General features: G+C 64.7%; 16 protein-coding genes. 6 read left to right on the top strand and 10 right to left on the bottom strand.

Annotated features, from left to right (window positions below; all coding sequences use genetic code 11):
• Positions 1 to 18 precede the first annotated feature (18 nt).
• Positions 19 to 933 (top strand): pyridoxal 5'-phosphate synthase lyase subunit PdxS, encoded by a 915-nt coding sequence (gene pdxS / locus ACLKOZ_RS16525; protein ID WP_436476597.1) that lies wholly within the window; start codon positions 19 to 21, stop codon positions 931 to 933.
• Positions 934 to 1,066: 133 nt separating this feature from the next.
• Positions 1,067 to 2,788, top strand: coding sequence for an alkaline phosphatase D family protein (locus ACLKOZ_RS16520; RefSeq protein WP_436476595.1), 1,722 nt, complete (start codon positions 1,067 to 1,069; stop codon positions 2,786 to 2,788).
• Here the strand turns inward: ACLKOZ_RS16520 and ACLKOZ_RS16515 are convergent.
• The 3 genes from ACLKOZ_RS16515 to ACLKOZ_RS16505 all read right to left on the bottom strand — a co-directional run bounded on the left by ACLKOZ_RS16515 (position 2,785) and on the right by ACLKOZ_RS16505 (position 5,263).
• Positions 2,785 to 3,609 (bottom strand): PhzF family phenazine biosynthesis protein, encoded by an 825-nt coding sequence (locus tag ACLKOZ_RS16515; protein WP_337352268.1) that lies wholly within the window; start codon positions 3,607 to 3,609, stop codon positions 2,785 to 2,787. The genes ACLKOZ_RS16520 and ACLKOZ_RS16515 overlap by 4 nt on opposite strands.
• An 81-nt stretch (positions 3,610 to 3,690) precedes the next feature.
• Positions 3,691 to 4,941, bottom strand: a complete 1,251-nt coding sequence (locus tag ACLKOZ_RS16510; protein ID WP_436476592.1) for an NYN domain-containing protein — start codon at positions 4,939 to 4,941, stop codon at positions 3,691 to 3,693.
• A 109-nt stretch (positions 4,942 to 5,050) separates the two neighbouring features.
• Positions 5,051 to 5,263, bottom strand: a complete 213-nt coding sequence (locus tag ACLKOZ_RS16505; protein ID WP_436476665.1) for a hypothetical protein — start codon at positions 5,261 to 5,263, stop codon at positions 5,051 to 5,053.
• 394 nt (positions 5,264 to 5,657) lie between these two features.
• Between ACLKOZ_RS16505 and ACLKOZ_RS16500 the strand changes: the two genes are divergently transcribed.
• Positions 5,658 to 5,921, top strand: a complete 264-nt coding sequence (locus ACLKOZ_RS16500; protein WP_337349168.1) for a hypothetical protein — start codon at positions 5,658 to 5,660, stop codon at positions 5,919 to 5,921.
• 76 nt (positions 5,922 to 5,997) lie between these two features.
• Here ACLKOZ_RS16500 and ACLKOZ_RS16495 read toward each other — a convergent pair whose 3' ends face one another.
• The 6 genes from ACLKOZ_RS16495 to ACLKOZ_RS16470 all read right to left on the bottom strand — a co-directional run bounded on the left by ACLKOZ_RS16495 (position 5,998) and on the right by ACLKOZ_RS16470 (position 13,862).
• Positions 5,998 to 8,487, bottom strand: coding sequence for a glycoside hydrolase family 2 TIM barrel-domain containing protein (locus ACLKOZ_RS16495; RefSeq protein WP_436476591.1), 2,490 nt, complete (start codon positions 8,485 to 8,487; stop codon positions 5,998 to 6,000).
• A gap of 226 nt (positions 8,488 to 8,713) precedes the next feature.
• Positions 8,714 to 9,010: a winged helix-turn-helix domain-containing protein gene (locus tag ACLKOZ_RS16490; protein WP_436476589.1), complete on the bottom strand. Its 297-nt coding sequence runs from the start codon at positions 9,008 to 9,010 to the stop codon at positions 8,714 to 8,716.
• A 13-nt stretch (positions 9,011 to 9,023) separates the two neighbouring features.
• Positions 9,024 to 10,334, bottom strand: coding sequence for a dicarboxylate/amino acid:cation symporter (locus ACLKOZ_RS16485; protein WP_436476587.1), 1,311 nt, complete (start codon positions 10,332 to 10,334; stop codon positions 9,024 to 9,026).
• A 166-nt stretch (positions 10,335 to 10,500) separates the two neighbouring features.
• The gene (locus ACLKOZ_RS16480) at positions 10,501 to 11,946 is read right to left on the bottom strand and encodes an aspartate ammonia-lyase (protein ID WP_436476585.1); all 1,446 of its coding nucleotides are present in this window, start codon (positions 11,944 to 11,946) and stop codon (positions 10,501 to 10,503) included.
• 121 nt (positions 11,947 to 12,067) lie between these two features.
• Positions 12,068 to 12,796, bottom strand: a complete 729-nt coding sequence (locus ACLKOZ_RS16475) for a FadR/GntR family transcriptional regulator (RefSeq protein WP_436476583.1) — start codon at positions 12,794 to 12,796, stop codon at positions 12,068 to 12,070.
• Between the two features lie 67 nt (positions 12,797 to 12,863).
• Positions 12,864 to 13,862 (bottom strand): LacI family DNA-binding transcriptional regulator, encoded by a 999-nt coding sequence (locus ACLKOZ_RS16470; RefSeq protein WP_436476581.1) that lies wholly within the window; start codon positions 13,860 to 13,862, stop codon positions 12,864 to 12,866.
• A gap of 126 nt (positions 13,863 to 13,988) precedes the next feature.
• On the opposite strand from ACLKOZ_RS16470, the gene ACLKOZ_RS16465 reads away from it, so the two are divergent.
• From ACLKOZ_RS16465 to ACLKOZ_RS16455, 3 genes are all read left to right on the top strand, one after another.
• Complete coding sequence (locus ACLKOZ_RS16465) at positions 13,989 to 14,321, top strand: ArsR/SmtB family transcription factor (protein ID WP_436476579.1); 333 nt, start codon at positions 13,989 to 13,991, stop codon at positions 14,319 to 14,321.
• Between the two features lie 12 nt (positions 14,322 to 14,333).
• Entirely contained in the window at positions 14,334 to 14,831 is a 498-nt protein-coding gene (locus tag ACLKOZ_RS16460) for an SRPBCC family protein (RefSeq protein WP_436476577.1), read from the top strand.
• 181 nt (positions 14,832 to 15,012) lie between these two features.
• Positions 15,013 to 15,597 (top strand): adenylate kinase, encoded by a 585-nt coding sequence (locus ACLKOZ_RS16455; RefSeq protein WP_436476663.1) that lies wholly within the window; start codon positions 15,013 to 15,015, stop codon positions 15,595 to 15,597.
• 63 nt (positions 15,598 to 15,660) lie between these two features.
• Here the strand turns inward: ACLKOZ_RS16455 and ACLKOZ_RS16450 are convergent, their stop codons facing one another.
• Entirely contained in the window at positions 15,661 to 16,392 is a 732-nt protein-coding gene (locus ACLKOZ_RS16450) for a GntR family transcriptional regulator (RefSeq protein WP_337349159.1), read from the bottom strand.
• Positions 16,393 to 16,423 lie beyond the last annotated feature (31 nt).

Below are 16,423 nucleotides of genomic sequence, written 5' to 3'. Positions count from 1 at the left end.
GTCTCTTTGGAGCAAGAAGTGACCCTAAAACGACTCCCTTACGAAAATGTCGCCGTCGCGGGCAGCAGCCGTGTGAAGCGCGGCATGGCTGAGATGCTCAAGGGCGGCGTCATCATGGACGTCGTCAACGTCGAACAGGCCCGCATCGCCGAAGACGCCGGTGCCGTGGCAGTGATGGCGCTGGAACGCGTTCCGGCCGATATCCGTGCCCAGGGCGGCGTGTCCCGCATGTCCGATCCTGACATGATCGAGGCGATCATTGACGCCGTGTCCGTGCCGGTCATGGCCAAGGCCCGGATCGGCCACTTCGTCGAAGCCCAGGTCCTGCAGTCCCTGGGCGTGGACTACATTGACGAGTCCGAGGTCCTGACCCCGGCCGACTACATCAACCACATCGACAAGTGGAACTTCACCGTTCCCTTCGTCTGTGGCGCCACGAACCTGGGTGAGGCGCTGCGCCGCATCAACGAGGGCGCGGCAATGATCCGGTCCAAGGGCGAGGCCGGCACCGGAGACGTCTCCAACGCCACCGGGCACATGCGCCAGATCCGCGCCGAAATCGCCAAGCTCGCTGCCCTGCCCGAGGATGAGCTGTACGTCGCGGCCAAGGAACTGCAGGCCCCGTACGAACTGGTCAAGGAAATCGCGACCACCGGCAAGCTTCCGGTGGTGCTCTTCACCGCCGGCGGCATCGCCACCCCGGCGGACGCGGCGATGATGATGCAGCTCGGCGCCGACGGCGTGTTCGTCGGTTCCGGCATCTTCAAGTCCGGCAACCCGGCCCAGCGCGCCGCCGCCGTCGTCAGGGCTACTGCCTACTATGACGACCCCGACGTCATCGCCAAGGTCTCCCGCGGGCTCGGCGAAGCCATGGTGGGCATCAACGTGGACGACATCCCGCAGCCCCACCGCCTCGCAGAGCGCGGCTGGTAACGCTCCGTTCACGCGACGCCGGTCCCTCACCTCTCTTGGGTGGGGGACCGGCGTCGTGCTTTAACTTGAGTTATATCCTCGGCTCCTGGCGGCCCGTGTGGTTGGCGCGGTCCGGAACGGGTACAACTAAGGCATGACGACTTCCCTGGTGCTTGGTCCCATGATGCGGTACGTGGATGAGACCTCCGCCAGCATCTGGTTGGAGACCCGGAACGATTCCCGCGTCACCGTCCGGGCCGGCCATCGCAGCTGGGAGGCCCGCACCTTCGCCGTTCACGGCCACCACTACGCCCTGGTGGAGGCCGATGGGATTGAGCCAGGGTCCGTGCTTCCCTACACTGCTGAAATCGACGGCGTCCAAGTCTGGCCCGAGCCAGCATCCGGGTTTCCGCCCCCGGTGATCGCCACCTTGAAACCCGGCAAGCCACTGCGCATGGCCTACGGCTCCTGCCGCACCAGCGTCCCGCACGATGCGACCGGCAACCGGACACACGGCGTCGACTCGCTCCGCGCCTACTCACTGGCGATGGCCTCCCGTGGAGGCGTGGCATGGCCGGACCTGGTGGTTTTCCTGGGCGACCAGGTGTACGCCGACCTGACGAGCGAGCAGATGCAGGATTTCATCCGGAGTCGCCGGGACATGGAGGAACCGCCGGGGGAGGAGCTGAAGGACTATGAGGAGTATGCCCACCTCTACAACCTCGCCTGGTCCGACCCTGCGAACAGGTGGCTGCTGTCCACCCTGCCCAGTGCCATGATCTTCGATGACCACGACATCCGCGACGACTGGAACGCCTCACTGAGCTGGAAGAAGGAAATGGAAGCCACCTCATGGTGGCATCAGCGGATTGTCGCCGGACTGGCCTCCTACTGGGTCTACCAGCACCTGGGCAACCTCTCGCCCCAGGAGCGGCTGGGCGATGCCATCTGGCAGCGGATCATCCGGCACCGGGATGAAGCCGAACTCGACCTCAGCGCCGACCTGGACAGTTTCGCGGATCGTGCCGATCAGGAGCCGGAATCCTACCGGTGGAGTTTCTGCCGGGACTTCGGAGACACCAGGCTGATCGTAGTTGACTCCCGTGCCGCCCGGAACCTGGCACCGGAGGACCGCGCCCTGCTCGATGGTGCGGAAATGGCCTGGCTTGACGGCCAGATGCGCGGCGGATTCCGTCATCTGCTGGTGGCTACGTCACTGCCTTTCCTGCTGCCGATGGGCCTGCACCACGTCGAGTCGTGGAATGAAGCTGTCTCCGAGGGCGCGTGGGGAAAGCGCCCAGCCCGGGCCGGCGAGAAGCTGCGCCAAGCGGTGGATCTCGAACACTGGGCCGCGTTCCAAAAAAGCTTCCGGGAGGTGGCATCCATGGCGGCCGAGGTTGCCGATGGCGAGCGCGGTGCGTCCCCGGACACCGTCATGTTCCTGTCCGGGGACGTGCACTTCTCCTACGTCGCGGAGGTTGAACGTTCCTCGGGCAGCCGGATCATGCAGGCGGTCTGTTCCCCGATCCGCAATCCCCTTCCCCGGCTGATGAGATACTTCGGGGCCATCATGGCCTACGGACTCGCTGCCCCGGTAGGGGCACTGGTAGCGCGATCAGCGCGCGTGCCGGAGCCGCCTTTCCGCTGGAAACGCGTCAAGGGGCCCTGGTTCAACAACAACCTTGCCAGCCTGGAGGTCGCGCCTGACGGCCTGAAACTGTGGTGGCAAACGGGGGTCGTGGAAGAAGGCGACGAACTGCACCCACGGCTCGAGACGGTGGCAGCCCTTACCGTGGCTCCCCGGAGCTCCCGGGATCGCGCGGCGGAAAGCGGACGAACATTGCCTAAAAGCCGTGTGCCGCCGGAGCGTGGCTAGGCCGCGAGCCAGACAGTGCCCTCGAGGTACCGGACGCACGTGCCGGAGAGCAGGGTGCGCTCCCCTTCCACACGGCAGAGCACAGTTCCGCCGCGGGCCGAGAGCTGGCGGGCAGAAAGGACGTTAGTGCCCAACCTGCCGGCCCACAGAGGTGCCAGTTGGGAGTGTGCCGAGCCGGTTACCGGGTCCTCGTCGATGCCCGCCCGGGCACCAAAGAACCGGGAGACGAAGTCGTGGCCGGTTCCGTCACCCGCAGCGGTGACGACGACGCCGCGAACCGGCAGCTTTGCAATGGCCCCAAAGTCGGGGGTCAGGGTGCGCACCGTCTCGGCATCCTTCACGATATGGATGAGGTCCGTTGCCAGGAAGGCCTCGAGTGCCCGAACGCCGAGGGCTTGGGCGACCGAGGGGTCCACGGCCACCGGTTGGGGCATTTCGGAAGGGAAGTCCAGGATGAAGCCGTCGCCGTCGCGCTCGACAAAAAGCCAGCCGCTGCGGCTCCAGAACTGCAGCCGCTTGGCGTCCGGGTGGACATCGGTGAAGAGGTACGACGCCGTGGCCAAGGTCGCGTGTCCGCAGAGGTCAACCTCAATGGCCGGCGTGAACCAGCGGAGGTGGTACGCGGGTTGCGAGGAGTCGAAGGGTGGGGCCTCAGCCGGGATCTCGGCAACAACGAAGGCTGTCTCGGAAAGGTTGTTCTCCTCGGCGAGCTGCTGGAGGACGTCGTCTTCCAGCCAGGCCTGCAGAGGCATCACGGCTGCCGGATTCCCTTCGAACAGCTGTGTGGCGAAGGCATCGATGTGGATCAGTGGTATGTGCATACCTCTCACCGTAGTGGCAAACTGGACTGGAAAAACAGAGCCAGTTAGAGAAAATGGCCTGCTGGGCGGCGGCTCAAACCCTTAAGCGCTCAGGAAGCCGCCGCTTGCCCAGCGCCGCAGCGACTGCCGCTCGCCGTCGTCGAACTCCATCAGTGCCACCCGGCACAGCTCTTCGACGTCGTCGGTCCAGGCCGCTGCCAGCGCTTCCGCCGTGGCGGTCTCATCCAACTGGAAATTGACATAGCCCAGGCCCTGGATCACGAAGTTCACCGCACCACGCGATACCGGTTGGCCTGCCGTGACACAGTCATCCCTGACCAGCCGGGAAAGGTCGCTGCGGTTGACGGGCTGCTCCTGAAGCCTTGCCGCCATCGCCTGGAACAACTGCCGGAACTGGGCTTCCGAGAGCGCGGGCACGTCGGTCACCCTCGTCACCCGCTCCTCGATGCCGGGCTCGGCCTCGGCTTCGACGGGCAGGTCGTCACTGGAGAACCGTTGCCCGTCCCACACCCAGCCGCCGCGTGAAGGCGAGTATTCAACGCCTTGGCCGATCTGCGCCACCCACGTCCCGAATTTCCCAAAGCCGCCCCAGTCAGTCTTCAGTGAAGGATCCACCGTGAGAGCCCTATGGGCGACCATGGCCCCCACAACCGGGCCGGGTGCGGTGCGGACGAGGTCGCAGACTTCCCGAATCGCGGCGGAAACGGGCTTGGATTTTGTTTTCGGCTTTGTCTTCGCCGCTCCTTGCGCCTCACGCTGGGGCTGGACGGAGGCCACGGCGTGGATGGGCTCCGCGGTGGTGCCGTTGAGGATCGCCACAAAGTCGTGGGACTCCACCACGCTGTCCGCCATCTCGCGGTACGCGAAGGCCACGGCGCCGGCGGCAATGACTGTGGTCAGCTTGTCCGCGGCCCGGAAACGCTGGATCAGGGACGTGAAATCGGCGTCGGCCGAAGCGATGAAGAACTCATCGATTTCGCTGACACCCGTCAGTGTGTCCATCGCGTCCAGTACGAGGTTGATATCCGTGCTGCTCTTGCCCCGCTGCGTCAGCGACGGGCAGTCGATGACCCGAAAGCCCGCCCGGGTCCAATAGGTGCGGTACTTCGAGAACGCCACTGGGTTCAGGTAGCAGTTGCGGATCAGGAAGCGGCGCGAATCCTCTCCGGGTCCGCCGGCGGACAGCGCATCAGCCCAGTGCTTGGGGTCTTCGGCAAACCTCCTCGCCGCCTGCGGATCCAGTGCCTGCAGGCCCAGGTAGACGTTGTCGAAATCGACAAACATGGCTGCCCGGAGCCCTGGCCGACGGGTGGTGGTGCGTGCCTCATCCATTGGCTTAGTGTGCCAGCAATTTGCGGCCCTGTGGCGTTTTTGGGGGACATCAGGCTTAACGCAAGAGGTCGACGGCGGGTGGTCCCGCCGTCGACCCCTGCCTTGGTTCCTAGCGGGTGACTTCCTCGAACGTGGCTCCCTGCGGAACGTTGCGGCTCAGGCCAACCGTGAAGGTGTTGGGTCCGCTGCGGGTGACGGCGATTCCGCATTTGGCGGCCTTGGCGCGGGGAGTCAGGTCCTGGATGGCGGCGTCGATGGTGTGATCGATGGCCGAGCGGTCCCAGATTTTCAGCGTTACGGAATCAGTGGTTTCAAACATCATTGTCAGTACTTTCACTCATGCAGTCGACGGCCCCACGTCGTTGTTTGGAGCCGCATCCTCGTCGGTGAGGATTGCTGGTTCAGGTAGGCGGGAAACGAATTCCCTCATTCATGGTTCACGGTTGCAAGAGGGGTTGACAACCGAAATGCCCAAAGTGTGACCGATTACACGCCCGCCATGGACGCAAAAATTCAACGGCGGTAATCTTTCCCAAGGGCACGCCGAACCGGTGCCCTGTCTGCAAAGGCGCCGCCGTAGCGGCGGGCGCCGCGTTTCGGCCCACGCCCTGGGGGCAACGGTCAGGCCATCCTGCGCCGAGCCGGCGAAGCCGCGGCCCGGCCGCACAAACTGCCACACATCCTTTGATGGAAACCGATCTTTCCAGGGGCAAACAATGAACACTTACGTCCGTCGATTCGCCATGTTGTCAGCAGCGACGCTTGTCGCCCTCACGATGGGGCTGCCGGCAGCGCAGGCAGCCAACCACCACGCCAGTTGTGTAGGGCTCATCGTCTCTGCGGAGGCCACCGCCGGTGTGCTCGACGTCAACACCTACAAGGCCATCGCCGAAGCTGGCGGGTTCGCCACATTCGGGGAGTTCGTCAAAGGCGGAGCGCAAATCCACCTCGGCTCCGCGGAGGCCTGCTTCCCGCAGTAGGCCCTCCCATGGAGATTGACGACGGCGGGAATATCCCGCCGTCGTCCCGTTCCGGTTCGCCTAGTGGCCCGGTTTCTCAGGCGAGGGCGCCCACCTCGTCGCCGAGGACGGCGGCTTCGCCGGCGTCAGCTGCGGAGGCAAGCAGGCTGACGGTGACGGGCTCAAATCCATCTGCGCTGACGTGCACGGTAATCGCGCCCGCCATCGTGGGCCGGACGACGGCGAGCAGCCGGCCGTCGAATGACGTGTGGCTCGTCCCGGTGTAGGTTTCGGTAGTGTCGGGCCGGGCGCTGCCCAGCCCCTGCAGCACGCCGGCGCCCTCCACCGTCACAGCGACTCGATGTTCAACGTTCGTGGCCAGGATCCCGTTGGCATCACGGAACTCGATGGCCACATAGCTGAGGTCCGAGTGATCGGCGCGGAGCTCGGTGCGGTCGGCATTGGCGGTCAGGCGGACATCCGCGGTGGCCGTGCAAAGCATGGTGCGGCCCTGCTCGGCACCGCCGACGTAGCCGACTGCCACCAGTTCGCCGGGCTCATATGTGAGCTCGAAGTGCGCCCGGAACCGGTGGTCCGGTCCGGCCGGGACGCGGCCCACGGGGCTTCCGTTCAGGAGCAGCTCCACCTCGTCGGCATCGCTGTAGACCTCCACCTTGACGGGTGAGCCCGCCGGGACATCCCAGCTCCAGCTGGAGATGCTGTCCGTCCACGTCCAGGGGCCCATGCCGTGTTCGCGGGCGTAGTTCCCGGGGCGCTGGACGGCAATGTAGGGCTCGTGGCGCAACCCAAAGACCGTCTGGCGGTAATAGGAGGCGGGCCGGCGGTAGCCGGTGATGTCGATGTCACCGCACCAGGCCAGCAGCCACGGATAGGGCGCTCCCAATGCGGGTGCCCCCGCGCTCTCATCGGTGTACTGCACCCGGCCGATGCCTGCTTCGCCGAGGTAGTCCCAACCGGTCCAGGTGTAGTCGCCGATCACGTGCGGGTTCTCCTCCACAAGCTTCCAGAGGACGTCGATGCGGTCCGGGAACGTTTCGGTTCCAACGATGATCCTGTTGGGGAAGAGTTCCTTGTCCTGGACATAGCGCCCGTCGCCGTAGTTGATGCCGGCAACATCCACCGCCGCGTGCGATTCCGCGGTCCGTTCCGAGACGAGGGCAGAGGCGCTGATGCGGCCCATCGCTTCGCCGGCCTCGCTCATCATGGCGTTAACGCCCTGGCTGTCGTCTCCTGCTCCAGCCTGCTTCATCATCTCCGCAGCATCCGCGATGACCGATACGAAACCGTTGATGCCGTTGGTGGTGTACCGGGTGGGATCGAGGGACCTGATCTTCTCGGCGATCCGGCGTCCCCAGCCGGAGCCCAGTCCGCTGCCGGTTTCCGGGATCTCGTTGCCGATGGAGTAGAGCACCACGGACGGGTGGTTGAAGTCTTTGGCCACCATGGCCTCGACGTCGCGTTCCCACCATTCGGGGAAGGATAGCGAGTAATCGAAGGAGGACTTTCCTTCGGTCCACACGTCGAAGGATTCGTCCATGACCAGCATGCCGTGCTTGTCGCAGGCGTCCAGCATCGCTTGGCTGACCGGGTTGTGGGCGCTCCGGATGGAGTTGAAGCCGGCCTCCTTGAGCAGCTGGATCCGGCGCTCCTCCGCGCGGGCGATGGTGGCCGCGCCGAGGACGCCGTTGTCGTGGTGGATGCAGGCGCCGCGCAGTTTGACGGTCTCGCCGTTGATCTGGAGGCCGTTGAACGGGTCAAGCTGGAGGGACCGGATGCCGAAGATGGTGGTGTCTTCCTGCAGCACCTCCAGGACGTCGCGCAGTTTGGTCCGCGCCGAATAAAGATGCGGGGTGTCCACGCCCCACAGTTTTGGTTCGGTGACGTAGAGGCGTTGGCGGACGACGGCGGTGCTGCCCGCCTTCAGCGTCACGGGTGCGGAGCCGACGGCGACCACCTTGCCGTCGCCGTCGTGCACTTCCGTTCCCACCGTCACGGTGGCGGTAGACAGTCCCTCGTTCTCCACCGTGGTGGCGACCTCGACGACGGCACGCCCGGCCGTGATGTCCGGCGTCGCGATCCGGACCCCGTTAGGCGCGAGGTGCACCAGTTCGGTCACTGACAGGAACGTGTCCCGGTAGATGCCGGCGCCGGAGTACCAGCGTGAGTCCTGGTGGACGCGCGCATCAACGCGGATGGTGTTGGGCTGGCCGTACCTCAGGAAAGGGTCCAGCCGGATATTGAACGTGGAGTAGCCGAAGGGGCGCTGGCCGGCGAAGTCCCCGTTGACGAAGACCATCGCATCCCGGTAAACGCCCTGAAACTCGAGGGCGATGCGCTTTCCCCGGTAGTCCTCGGGCACGTCGAAAGTCTTGGAGTACTCGAAGGTGCCGTCAGGGAAGTAGCCGGTGTGCGAACCCTGGGCGGAATCGGCCGAACGCGGCAGCCCGATCAGCGCATCGTGCGGCAGCGTGACAGGCTGCGGCGGGGCGAGGGGGCCCGAAAACTCAGCGAAGAGGCTGACCTTCGGCCGTACGGCCCATCCTGCATTGAACGAAGCGCGGGTCATCGGTTTCTCCCTTGTAAGCGATGTGGGTCCAGCCCGCGGGAAGCAGGTGGAGGTCCAAAGTCTGTTTCGGTGATTCCTGGATTTAGTATCACGTGTCAATGAAGAAGATCATTGATTGGTATCACGTGTCAACCATCCGGAAAGAGAGTCTGGCGTTTCGGGACATACCTCCGGCGGTCCCCAAATCAGATGAGCTGCCAGCAACCGCTGGCAGCTCATCTGGGGTCTAGGTGGACGTCTTGTCCGCAACCCGGTTTCCCGGGACCAGCGCGTAAAAGGGGGTGCAGCCCTCCCGGGTCCCGGGGGAGATGTTGGAACGGACGATGGCTGCGCGTTCCAGCGCGGCCAGGTGGTACCTGACGCAGTTCCGCGAAGCCGTGACTGCGGCGCTGATATCGGCCACCTTGCTGGCCCCGTTGCTTGCAAGGTAGTCGATGATGAGGGATCTGACCGTGGCGCGCCGCCCATCGTTGCTGCTGTCGGCGGGGCGTACCAGTGTTCGGGTCTGAACTTCGAGGGACATGTGCCGCAGCCTTTCAGCGAACTGTCGCGTGCTCGCGTTCCTGGTGCTCTGCCGCCGTATCGGTGGGAGGGGCGCCGCCGGCGGATGCCGCCGTCGTGCTGTCCACGAGTGCGGATTCCCGATCATGGTTCCGGCCGATCACCGCTGTGGCGATCGCGTTGCCCAGGATGTTGGTGGCCGTGCGGCCCATGTCCAGGAGCTGGTCGATCACCAGCAGGACGCCGATGCCTGCTGCGGGAATGCCAAAGGCGGGCACGACGGCGGCAACCACCACGAGTGAGCCGCGCGGCACGCCGGCCATCCCCTTGCTGCTGAGCAGCAGCATGGCGGTCATCGCGATCTGCTGGCCCAGGTCCATGTCGATGCCGTAGGCGTTGATCAGGAAGACCGACGCGAACGTCATGTACATCATGGAACCGTCCACGTTGAAGGAGTAGCCCAGGGGCAGCACAAAGCCGGTAGTGCGCTTCTCGATGCCAAACCTGGTGAGGCCCTCGATGAGCTTAGGCAGGGCGGCCTCGCTGCTGGAGGTGGCGAACGCGATGACCATCGGTTCGCGAACAATTCGGACCAGCCGGAAGGCGGCCTTACCCAGGAAGCCGACTGCCACGGCGATCATGACCACCCAGAGTGCGGAGAGCGACACGTAGAAGCCGCCGATGAACGACGCGTACGTGGCGAAAGCGTCCAGGCCCTCGGCGGTGAAGGCCGCTGCGATACCGGCGAAGACACCCACAGGGGCCGCCTTCATCACGTAGCCGGTGACCTTGAGCATGACGCCCATCAGTTCATCGATGGCATCCGCGATCGAGGAGCGGCCCTTCTTCCGGAGGTTCAGCAGGGCGATGCCAAAGAGCGCGCCGAACACCAGGATCTGCAGGGGGTTGTTGGCCGTCAGGGCCGCGAAGACGCTCGTGGGGATGATGTTGGTGACGAACTCCGCGTAATCGAGGGTCTTCGTTTCCATCCCGGCATCGCCGCCCGCCACGAGGTTGAGGCCGTGGCCCACATTGAGCACGTGCGCGGTGATGAAACCGAAGGCGCCCACCAGGACGGAGGCGGAGAGGAACCAGATCATCGACCGGCCGAAGAGCTTCCCCACTCCGGCGGACTTGGCAGCGCCTGCGATGCCGGAGACCAGGGTGGCGAAGATCAGCGGGGCGATGATCATCTTGATCAGGTTCAGGAACATGTGGGTCACGGTGTCCAGGACAGACACCACCGATTCGCGGGTGGCATCCGGCAGTAGCCAGTGGAACACGAGCCCGGTGATGATTCCGATAACGAGTGCTGCCAGGATCCACATGGTTGATTTGTTTTTCATGATCACTCCTTGGGTGAGGCCGGGCTGGTGGCCCGGTAGCGGAACGGCCTTCATCATTGAGTGCCGCTTTCTCTCTGGCCGGTCCGGGAATCCGGGCACGTCGGTGTGCCCCTGCTCCCTGGACGGGCGGGTGGTGATGGGTGTTGTTCCTAAGCGGGCCTGCGGGTTAGCGGGCGGTTGGGGACTCTTTGCTCAGGTTGGCGAGGCGTTCGGGGCTGAGGAGTTCCAGAAGTTGGGTGTGGGTGAGGAGGCCGTGTTCGAGGACGAGTTCGGCGACGCCTTTGCCGGTGGCAAGGGCTTCCTGGGCGATCGCTGTGGCGGTGGCGTAGCCGAGGTGGGGGTTCAGGGCGGTGACCAAGCCGATGGATTGTTCGACCGTGCGGCGGAGGTGATCGGTGTTGGCGGTGATGCCGCGGATGCAGCGTGCGGTGAGGGTGCGGCTGGCTGCTTCCAGGTGCGAGATGCTCTTGTGGAGGCTGTGGACGATGATGGGTTCGAAGGCGTTGAGCTGGAGCTGCCCGGCTTCGGCGGCCATCGTGATGGTGACGTCGTTGCCGATTACCTCGTAGGCCACCTGGGAGACCACTTCCGGGATGACCGGGTTGATCTTGCCGGGCATGATCGAGGAGCCTGACTGCACGGCCGGGAGGTTGATTTCGCCGAAACCGGCGCGGGGGCCGGAGGAGAGCAGGCGCAGGTCGTTGCAGATTTTGGAGAGCTTCACGGCGACGCGTTTGAGGACTCCGGAGAGGTGGACGAAGGCGCCGACGTCCTGGGTGGCTTCGATCAGGTCCGGGGCGGTGAGCAGCGGCAGGCCGGTGATGTGGGCCAGGTGCCGGCAGGCGGTTTCGGCGTAGCCGGCGGGGGCGTTCAGGCCGGTGCCGATGGCGGTGGCGCCAAGGTTGATCTCATGGATAAGGAGCTCGGCTTCGGCGAGGCGCAGGCGGTCTTCGCCGATAGTGACGGCGTACGTACCGAATTCCTGGCCCAGGGTCATCGGGACGGCGTCCTGGAGCTGGGTGCGGCCCATCTTGACGACAGTGCGGAATTCCAGGGCCTTTGAGGCACAAGCTTCCTCAAGTTCCGCGAGGGCGTCGAGCAGTTCCCGGGCGGCGAAAATGGTGCCCAGTTTCACGGCGGTCGGGTAGACGTCGTTGGTGGACTGGGAGAGGTTGACGTGGTCGTTGGGGTGCAGGCGTGCGTAGTCGCCTTTGGGGTGGCCAAGGATTTCCAGGGCGCGGTTGGCGATGACCTCGTTGGCGTTCATGTTCGAGGAGGTGCCGGCGCCGCCTTGGATGACGTCGACGACGAATTGGTCGGCCAGGTGCCCGTTCATCACGTCCGTGCAGGCGGCTTCGATGGCGGTGGCCCGTTCGGTGTCGAGGAGGCCAAGTTCGTGGTTGGTGCGGGCGGCTGCAAGTTTGACGGCGGCAAGGCCGCGGACCAGGTGCATGTTGGAGGACAGCGGCTGGCCGGTGATGGGGAAGTTTTCGACGGCGCGCAGGGTGTGGACACCCCAGTAGGCGGTGGCGGGGATATTGCGGTCACCGAGGAGATCGTGTTCGGAGCGGGTCTCCGGAACGGCATCAAGGGTGGGCAGGTCGGTGGTCATGGGGGTCCTCACAGGGCTTCGTTGACGGGCGTGGACGGCATGGCGGGAGCCGTTTTGGGGCGTAGTTGATGGCACCGCGGGATGGCGGAGGCACGGGTGGACTGCGGAATAGCGGGCGAATTTAGCCGGTACGGCCTGCCCCGGTGGGACCACCGCCAGGGACGATGGTGCCGAGGGCACACTCCACCCCGTGCAGGTGCATGGTCATGGCCTGGGACGCATCTTCGGCGGAGCCGCGCTCAATGGCCTCGAAGATTCGGGCGTGTTCATCGCCTGATTCCTTGCGCCGGTCGGCAACGAGGTTGAGGGTGTTGGACTGGTTCGCCATCGCCTCACAGATGTCCGAGAGGAATGATTCGAAGACGCCGTTGCCGCTGGACCGGGCGATGGTGACATGGAATTCGGTGTTAAGCTGCACCCACTGTTGCAGGTTCTCAGCTTCCGACATTTCGCGGAGAATTTCCCGGAGGGCTTCCAGGTCCTCGTTGGTGCGGCGTTGGGCGGCCAGGCCTGCGGCCGGAACCTCTACATGGGGGCGGGCCTCAACGAGGGCGCTGGCGGAGTACTTGCCGAGCTTGAGGTCCTGGGCCACTTTGTCGGCGATGACAAAGGTGCCCTTGCCGGTGTGGGTGGCGGTCAGTCCGAGGGCTGTGCAGGAACGCAGGGCCTCGCGGACCATGGTGCGGCTGACTCCGTATTGCTTGGCCAGGGAGGCCTCTGAGTCCAACCGCGTACCGACAGGGATTTTGCCGCCTTCGATGGCACCGCGGAGCGAAGCAAAAACCGCTTCGGCCGCACCGACGCGTACCACCCGGTCTTGTCTAGCTGTCCAGCTGTCCAACAGGTCCATGTAACGAGCATGTCACTAGTAACACTGCGTGTCAACGCACCGCCGGAGTGTTGCCGAAAATAAGGCCTCAGGTGGTCTCGCCCTGGACGATCCTGACCATCGGCCGCGGGTCATGCACCTGCTGCGTTGCCTCTTTCTGGTGCAGCTCAGCCAGGTCTGCCGCGATCTGCTCCATGAGTGCGTCGTCCTGCATGAGCACAGTCGTCAGTCGGGGGGAGACGAGCTGTCCCACCTCCGTTGCATCCACGCCAACCACCGAGAGATCGCCCGGGGTCTTGAGCCCGAGAGCCCGGCCGGCGGCCAGAACGGCGATGGCAACGTCGTCGTTGTAGCAGCCAACCCCCATCGGCGTGCCCTGCGCTGCGAAGGCTTCGAGGGCCGCCTTCGCCCCTGCCAGCTTGAGTGGAATGTCCAGCCGTTCCGGCGTTGGCAGTCCCCGGGCGCGCACCGCAGCTTTCATCCCCGCATAACGTGGTGGCCCGAAGGGGTCCTGCCGTTCGTCAACCAAGGCGGCGAAGGCCAGCCGGCGGGGTCCGTCGCGAAGCAGTTCCTCCGCCATGGCCCTGCCCACGAGGAAGTTGAGGTCCCCTTCAGGTTCCCGTGAGTGCCTGTACCGCGGAATGGCCACCGCTCCGGTCGCCTCCAGCGTTTCGCGGTCTTCGGGGGTCAGGACTCCAATGTCCACCACGGCCACCGGCCGGAAGTGCAGGATGGCGGCAAGGGTTTCCGCCGCATCGCGCCCGGCGAAGCGCACCACCACGCTCAGGCCGTGGCGGGCAGCCTGGGCGCTGACGCCGTCCACGAGATCCTGCAAGTTGGTACCGAACGTCGCGTTGGGGATGAGTACCACAAGGATGTCGCTGCGTCCGGTCACCAGGGCTCGTCCGGCGGGCGACGGTTTGTACTGAAGCTCAGCTGCGGCCTTGAGTACTTTTTGCTGGGTCTGCTCCGGGAAGCGGGAACCCTGGCCGTTCAGCACGTGGCTGACTGTAGCGCGGGAAACCCCGGCCCTCTTGGCGACATCAAAGCTGGTGGGTCGCTTGGTGGGTTTCGTCTCCGCGGTCACAGTCCGATCATCGCACAGATCCCATTGACACGTGATACTCGCGCATGCCGCTGCCGGAGCCAGGTTCCACCACGGAACAAAAACATCCGTTGACACCCCTCAGCGGCCGGCGTATCGTACAACCAAATGGTTGTAGATCAGATGAGTGATGCCGACGTCGACCGCCTCTTCCAGGCGTTCGCGGACTCCACCCGCCGGGACATTGTCCGCAGGGTCACGGTGGCGGAGTATTCGGTGTCCGGCCTCGCGGCCCTCTACGCCATGAGTTTCGCCGCCGTCCAAAAGCATGTGGCGGTGTTGGAGCGCGCTTCCCTGGTCACCAAGGAGAAGCGCGGAAGGGAGCAGATCGTGCGGGGTAATCACGAAGGTTTGGCAAAGGCCCGCCGGCTGCTAGATGAGTACGAGACGATCTGGCGGCAGCGTGCCGAACGGATCGCGGACATCCTGGCTGAAGGATAGGAAGGTACGGTAATGCCTGTTATCAGTTCCACCACGAATCTCGAGGCACTCAGCCTCACCCTCGTTGCCGAGTTCGATGCCGCCGTCAAACGCGTCTGGCAGATCTGGGAAGACCCCCGGCAGCTCGAGCGCTGGTGGGGGCCTCCCGGCTACCCCGCCACGTTCGAGGGCTTTGATTTCCAGCCCGGCGGGAAGGCCAGCTATTACATGACCACTCCTGAAGGGGAGAAGCCCAGGGGCTGGTGGAAATTCACCGCCATCGACGCGCCCCGGAAGCTTCAGTTCGATGACGGTTTTGCCGACGAGTCCGGCGCTCCGATAGATGCCCTGGGCAGCGCCCATGCCAGCGTTGACCTCGAAGACATCGGCGGCCGCACGCGGATGACCATCATGTCCACCTTCGAATCCGAAGAGCAGATGGAAGAAATGATCAAGATGGGCATGGAGGAAGGCATGAAGGAGGCAGTCGGCCAGATCGATGCCGTCCTCGCCGAGCACGCCCGGACCTGACCGCCCACTGCGCCAGGACTACCGGTAACAGCACAAAAGGAAAGAGTACGACGGCGGGTGCGTCCCGCCGTCGTACTCTGCTCTCAGGTGCCGATGCAGCCCGTTCGCAACCTTTGGATCCGTAGCATCGGGCCAGGACGACGACGTCCCATAACCCAGTGAGGGGTACTGAATGACGAGAATGCTGATTATCGGGCCGCCCGGTTCGGGCAAGGGAACGCAGGCCGAAAGGATCTCCGAGCGCCTTGGTGTTGCCGCGATCTCCACCGGCGATATCTTCCGCGCCCACGTCAAGGGCGGGACCCCGCTCGGGATCGAGGCTATGAAGTACATGGACAATGGCGATTTCGTACCGGACAGCGTCACCAACGAAATGGTCCGAAACCGCCTTTGCCAGGACGACGTCGGGAGCGGCTTCCTACTGGACGGCTACCCGCGCACAACCGCCCAGGTGGACTACCTCGACGGGCTCCTGGCCGCCCGCGAGCAGGAACTGGGCGTAGTGCTCCAGCTGACGGCCGACGACGAGGAACTCGTCCAGCGACTCCTGTTCCGGGCCAAGGAAGCTGGCCGGAGCGACGACAACGAAAGCGTCATCCGCCACCGGCTGGACCTGTATCACCAGCAGACCGAAGCTGTGGTGGCCAGGTATGCCGGGCGCGGGATCCTGGCCCAGGTGGACGGAATTGGCGGAATCGAGGAGGTTACGGACAGGATCCTTGGTGCCCTGGCGAAAATGCTTGGCGTGCCCGTCAACGGACGGTAAGCAACGGCAACTGCAACAGCGCACGGCTGAAGGACGACGGCGGGACTTCCCGCCGTCGTCCTCTTACGTCAGGCGGGCGACGCTCCGCCGCGTGGGGCGACGTACTGCGCCGTCGGAAAAGAGCTCCGGAGTTTTCTCCTGGATGCGCTGAACGTCCTCGAAGACGCCCCGCAGGTGGAGGCGCAATGAGCTGTCCGCGTCCGTCAGGTTGTTGGCTTCCAGCGCGTCCACCACGGCCGTATGCTGCTCAATCAACGTGGCCACAGGCCTGGTATCCAGTAGGCTCAAGCGCCGCGCGCGGTCCAGGTGGGCCTTGGCCGAGTTGACGGCTGCCCAGGCGGACTCATGACCCGCCAGTCGCAGGAGTTCGCGGTGGAAGTCCTCGTCCAGGCGGAAGAATTCCTCAACATCTCCGCTGGCTTCTGCATCTGATTGGCTCCGCAGTATTTCGCGGAGGCCCGCGAGGCCGGCCGCATCCACGGCAACGTCCTTGAGGGACGCACATTCGATAGCCTCCCGGACGAACTGGGCCTCCGAGACCCGTCCAAGATCCACCAGCGAGACGAATGAGCCGATCTGGGGGAAGACCTGAACCAGCCCTTCCTCCCGAAGGAGTATGAGGCTTTCCCGCACCGGGGTCCGGCTCACGCCCAGTTCCTGCGCCAGTTCATTCTCTGAGAGCGGCTCACCCGGAGGGAGTTGCAGGGAAATGATGCGACGCCGAAGTGTTTCCAGGGTCTGATCCCTGACGGACAGTCGCGGTTGCTGTTCCTTGCCGCGTTTCTCGGTTGCCATGGCTTCAGTCTATTACTGTTGACACACTAGA

The sequence above is a fragment of the Arthrobacter sp. R4 genome, from assembly GCF_051365025.1.
GTDB lineage: Bacteria > Actinomycetota > Actinomycetes > Actinomycetales > Micrococcaceae > Arthrobacter.
The sequence above is the reverse complement of the archived record's forward strand: the minus strand, read 5'-3'. Positions and strand labels throughout refer to the sequence as shown.

Coding starts and splice junctions, on each gene's coding strand:
- ACLKOZ_RS16490 (WP_436476589.1), bottom strand. CDS start 9,010: ATGTCCCTCGAAGTTCAGACCCGAACACTGGTACGCCCCGCCGACAGC.
- ACLKOZ_RS16505 (WP_436476665.1), bottom strand. CDS start 5,263: ATGATGTTTGAAACCACTGATTCCGTAACGCTGAAAATCTGGGACCGC.
- ACLKOZ_RS16510 (WP_436476592.1), bottom strand. CDS start 4,941: ATGGATGAGGCACGCACCACCACCCGTCGGCCAGGGCTCCGGGCAGCC.
- ACLKOZ_RS16460 (WP_436476577.1), top strand. CDS start 14,334: ATGCCTGTTATCAGTTCCACCACGAATCTCGAGGCACTCAGCCTCACC.
- ACLKOZ_RS16480 (WP_436476585.1), bottom strand. CDS start 11,946: ATGACCACCGACCTGCCCACCCTTGATGCCGTTCCGGAGACCCGCTCC.
- ACLKOZ_RS16450 (WP_337349159.1), bottom strand. CDS start 16,392: ATGGCAACCGAGAAACGCGGCAAGGAACAGCAACCGCGACTGTCCGTC.
- ACLKOZ_RS16455 (WP_436476663.1), top strand. CDS start 15,013: ATGCTGATTATCGGGCCGCCCGGTTCGGGCAAGGGAACGCAGGCCGAA.
- ACLKOZ_RS16500 (WP_337349168.1), top strand. CDS start 5,658: ATGAACACTTACGTCCGTCGATTCGCCATGTTGTCAGCAGCGACGCTT.
- ACLKOZ_RS16515 (WP_337352268.1), bottom strand. CDS start 3,609: ATGCACATACCACTGATCCACATCGATGCCTTCGCCACACAGCTGTTC.
- ACLKOZ_RS16485 (WP_436476587.1), bottom strand. CDS start 10,334: ATGAAAAACAAATCAACCATGTGGATCCTGGCAGCACTCGTTATCGGA.
- ACLKOZ_RS16475 (WP_436476583.1), bottom strand. CDS start 12,796: ATGGACCTGTTGGACAGCTGGACAGCTAGACAAGACCGGGTGGTACGC.
- ACLKOZ_RS16495 (WP_436476591.1), bottom strand. CDS start 8,487: ATGACCCGCGCTTCGTTCAATGCAGGATGGGCCGTACGGCCGAAGGTC.
- ACLKOZ_RS16465 (WP_436476579.1), top strand. CDS start 13,989: ATGGTTGTAGATCAGATGAGTGATGCCGACGTCGACCGCCTCTTCCAG.
- ACLKOZ_RS16520 (WP_436476595.1), top strand. CDS start 1,067: ATGACGACTTCCCTGGTGCTTGGTCCCATGATGCGGTACGTGGATGAG.